Here is a 3,466-nt window from a genome sequence, read left to right as displayed (position 1 = left end):
CGCATCCCCCGCCGCCTCGTCGATGTCGATGAAGCAGACGCGCGCGCCCTGGGCGGCGAAATGCTCGACGATGGCGGCACCGATCCCGGTCGCGCCGCCGGTCACCAGGACCGGCCGGTCGCACAGGCTGGGATAGCGCGCAAAGGCGTCCGTCACCACCGGACACCCGCCGGCGGACGGCGGGAAGCCGCTTTTCTCCGGGATGTAGGCACGGTCATTGCTCCCGACATTCGGGGCCCGGGCCGGGCCGGGCTCGCCGCGACGGAGCGGTCCGGCTGGGCCGCCGCTCATTCATAATACTTTATGAGGAAAGTCTATTCACCGCCCCCCGTGCGTCAAGTACCGTCGCGCGGAAATTTCGGAATTCATCCGGCGGGATGAAGCACCAAGCCTTTTGAATGGAAAGAAAAAGAGCCTGGACGAACCACGTTGTCCAGGCTCCTTCGGTTTCAAGTGGAATGATTTCCATTGCGCTCCACTTCCAGGTGAAGCAAAGGCTCACATACAAAAGTGTGATGATTGCCGCGCATCATCGGGTGCGCCGTGCGGCCGTGCCAGCACGAATCAGGACGGCTTTCCGGGGCGCCGACGCGGCCGCGCTCAGCGCGCCGCGTCGTGGTCGCCCTGCTGGCGGCGCTCGGCCGTGTCCCGGCCGACGATCTTGTTGAACAGGCCGTCCTCGTCGTACAGGAGCGCGAGGTTCCGGTCCTCGAATTCCTGGAAGAACTCGTCCCATCCGATCTCGACGAGGTCGCCGTGCTCGGACTGCGGTGCATCCGGGAACATGATGCGGATGATCCCGACGTCTCCACCCTGGTGGGTGCGCTTGACCGCGGCGGGCTTGCCGCCGTTGCGCTCCGCCCAGCGTCGGATCTCCTCGTGCTCGGTCGTGGTCTTCGCCATGGCTTGGTCTCCCGTTCGATTGGCTTGGAGGGAAAACAGGCGAAGCGGGACGGGATCACGCCTTGACCCGGTGGGCGTCCATGGGTCGAATGGGGCTCGTCCGCAGCAGGAGGCTGGATATGGAAGAACTCGCCGGGAAGGTCGCCATCGTGACGGGTGCCGGCCGCGGCATCGGCCTCGAGACGGCCGTGGCGCTCGCAGGGGCCGGGATGCGCGTCGTCGCCGCGGTGCGTTCCGCCGACCGGGCCGGCGATCTGGCGGACCGGCTCGCCGCCGCCGGCGCGGATCATGTCGTCGCCGCCTGCGACGTCGCCGACCACGCCCAGGTCGATGCGATGGTGGCCGACGCGCGTGGCCGCTTCGGCCGGATCGACGTGCTCGTCAACAATGCCGGCGTCGTCGAGCCGATCGGCATGATCGCGGACACCGACCCCGGACAGTGGCGGCACAGCCTCATGGTCAATCTCGCCGGGCCGTACCATCTGGTCCGGGCGGCGATCGGGGACCTCGCGGCCACCGGCGACGGCGTCGTCGTCAATGTCAGCTCCGGCGCCGCGCATGCCCCGAAGGAAGGCTGGTCCGCCTACTGCGCCGGCAAGGCCGGCCTGGCGATGCTGACGCGCTCGATCGACCTCGAATACCGCGATGCCGGCGTGCGCGCCTACGGCTTCATGCCCGGCGTCGTCGACACCGGCATGCAGGCGGTGATCCGGGCGTCCGGGATCAACGACGTGAGCCGCCTGCCCCGGTCCTCCCTCGCGCCGGCCGCCGAACCCGCGCGCGTCATCCTTCATCTCTGCGGTACGGCGGCCCGCGACCTCGCCGGGCAGGAGCTGTCGATCCGCGATCCGGAACTGCGGCGCCGGGCCGGGCTCGCCACATGAGTACGGCGGGACCCGTGACCACGGCGAGGCCGGCCGTCGCGGTCGCGGCCCGGCTCGGGCCTCCGCTCCTGGAGGCCCTGGAGCGGACATACGAGACGCACCATCTCTGGCGCGGCGACGCGGTCGGCGGGCAGGAGGCGGCCCGGGTCCGCGCGCTCGTCACCAGCGGCACGGTCGGCGCGGACGCCGCGACGCTCGCCCGCTTCCCGAATCTCGGGCTCGTCGCCAATTTCGGCGTCGGCTACGACGCCATCGACGTCGCCGCGGCGCGCGCCGCCGGCATCGCGATCGCCTACACGCCGGACATGCTGCTGATCGACGACGTGGCGGACCTCGCGATGGGGCTGCTGATCGCGGTCGTGCGCCGGATCTCCGCCGGCGACCGCTTCGTGCGCCGGGGCGACTGGCTGCGCTCCCGCCCGGCCCTGACCGGCTCGCTCGGCGGCAGGACGCTCGGCATCGTCGGGTTCGGGCGCATCGGCGCGGCGATCGCCCGCCGGGCCGAGGCGTCCCGCATGACCGTCGAGTATCATGGACGCCGGCCGAAGCCCGACCTGCCCTACCGCTGGCACGCCGACCCCGCGTCCCTCGCGCAGGCCTCGGACTTCCTCGTCCTCGCCTGCCCCGGCGGCGAGGAGACGCGCCGCCTGGTCGACGCGCGGGTGATCGATGCGCTCGGCCCCGCGGGGGTGCTGGTCAACGTCGCCCGCGGCACGGTCGTCGACGAGGCGGCGCTGGTCGCCGCCCTGGAGGAGGGACGGCTCGGCGGCGCCGGGCTCGACGTGTTCGAGGACGAGCCGAACGTGCCCGAAGCGCTGCTGGCGCGCGACGACGTCGTCCTGTCCCCGCATCTCGGCGGCGGCACCCTCGACGCCCGCGAAGCCATGGGCCGCCTCCTGCTCGACAATCTGGCGGCCTGGTTCGAGGGGCGGCCGCTCCCGACCCCCATAGCCTGATCCCGTAACCGACCCCCGAATCGACGGAGAACCCGCCCCGTGACCTACGAGTTGTTCGGCGGCCGCATGACCGGCTCCATGATCCCCGAGATCGCGCTGGAGTTCACCGGCACGCCCCACCGCTTCACCGAGGCGGTACCCTGGGGCGATGGCCCGAACCTGGACCGGCTGAGGCAGCTGAACCCGCTGTGCCAGATCCCGACGCTGGTGCTGCCCGACGGCCGCGTGATGACGGAGAGTGCCGCCATGGTGCTCCACCTCGCGGACGTCCATCCCGGCAGCGGGCTCGCCCCCGCCCCGGACGCCCCCGCCCGGCCGGCCTTCCTGCGCTGGCTGGTGTTCCTGGTCACCAATGTCTACTCGACCTTCCTCTACGACGATTTCCCCGACCGCTGGGTGTCGGGCACGCGCGCGCGGGACGAGTTGCAGCGCCGCGTCGCCGACCATCGCTGCCGGATGTGGCAGGTCGTCGAGGCTGCCGCCGGCACGCCGTGGTTCCTGGGGGAAAGCCGGTCGGCGCTCGACCTCTGCATCGCCGTGATGACCTGCTGGTCGCCGGGCCGGGACTGGTTCGCCGAGCATTGCCCCCGGCTGGCCGCGATCGCCGGCGCGGTCGAGCGGGACCCGAAGCTCGCCCCCGTGTTCGAGCGGAACTGACCCGTCACGCCGAATGCAGGGCCGCCGGCCGCGCGTCGTCGTTTCCCGCCGGCGCGTCCCTGCGCG

5 protein-coding genes are annotated in these 3,466 nt (G+C 71.6%); 3 read left to right on the top strand and 2 right to left on the bottom strand.

Annotated features, from left to right (window positions below; genetic code table 11):
* The coding region (locus VGO20_RS13485) for an SDR family NAD(P)-dependent oxidoreductase (RefSeq protein ID WP_327502876.1) at positions 1-291 on the bottom strand (291 nt) is incomplete at its 3' end.
* Positions 292-600: 309 nt separating this feature from the next.
* On the bottom strand, positions 601-903 hold the full coding sequence (locus VGO20_RS13480) for a hypothetical protein (RefSeq protein ID WP_327502875.1): 303 nt from the start codon (positions 901-903) through the stop codon (positions 601-603).
* Between the two features lie 119 nt (positions 904-1,022).
* On the opposite strand from VGO20_RS13480, the gene VGO20_RS13475 reads away from it, so the two are divergent.
* From VGO20_RS13475 to VGO20_RS13465, 3 genes are read left to right on the top strand one after another with little or no spacing between them, the layout of a single operon-like run.
* A complete protein-coding gene (locus VGO20_RS13475; protein WP_327502874.1) occupies positions 1,023-1,787 on the top strand; it encodes an SDR family NAD(P)-dependent oxidoreductase in 765 nt (254 codons plus the stop codon).
* A 14-nt stretch (positions 1,788-1,801) separates the two neighbouring features.
* Positions 1,802-2,743: a 2-hydroxyacid dehydrogenase gene (locus VGO20_RS13470; RefSeq protein ID WP_327502873.1), complete on the top strand. Its 942-nt coding sequence runs from the start codon at positions 1,802-1,804 to the stop codon at positions 2,741-2,743.
* 39 nt (positions 2,744-2,782) lie between these two features.
* Positions 2,783-3,400 carry a glutathione S-transferase family protein gene (locus VGO20_RS13465; RefSeq protein WP_327502872.1) on the top strand — a complete coding sequence of 206 codons (618 nt, stop codon included), beginning with the start codon at positions 2,783-2,785 and terminating at the stop codon, positions 3,398-3,400.
* Positions 3,401-3,466 lie beyond the last annotated feature (66 nt).

The organism is Arenibaculum sp., from assembly GCF_035998295.1.
Lineage (GTDB): Bacteria > Pseudomonadota > Alphaproteobacteria > Azospirillales > Azospirillaceae > DASYHS01.
The sequence above is the reverse complement of the archived record's forward strand: the minus strand, read 5'-3'. Positions and strand labels throughout refer to the sequence as shown.

Excerpts from the sequence above, each read along its gene's own strand:
- VGO20_RS13480 (WP_327502875.1), bottom strand. The coding sequence starts at position 903 with ATGGCGAAGACCACGACCGAGCACGAGGAGATCCGACGCTGGGCGGAG.
- VGO20_RS13475 (WP_327502874.1), top strand. The coding sequence starts at position 1,023 with ATGGAAGAACTCGCCGGGAAGGTCGCCATCGTGACGGGTGCCGGCCGC.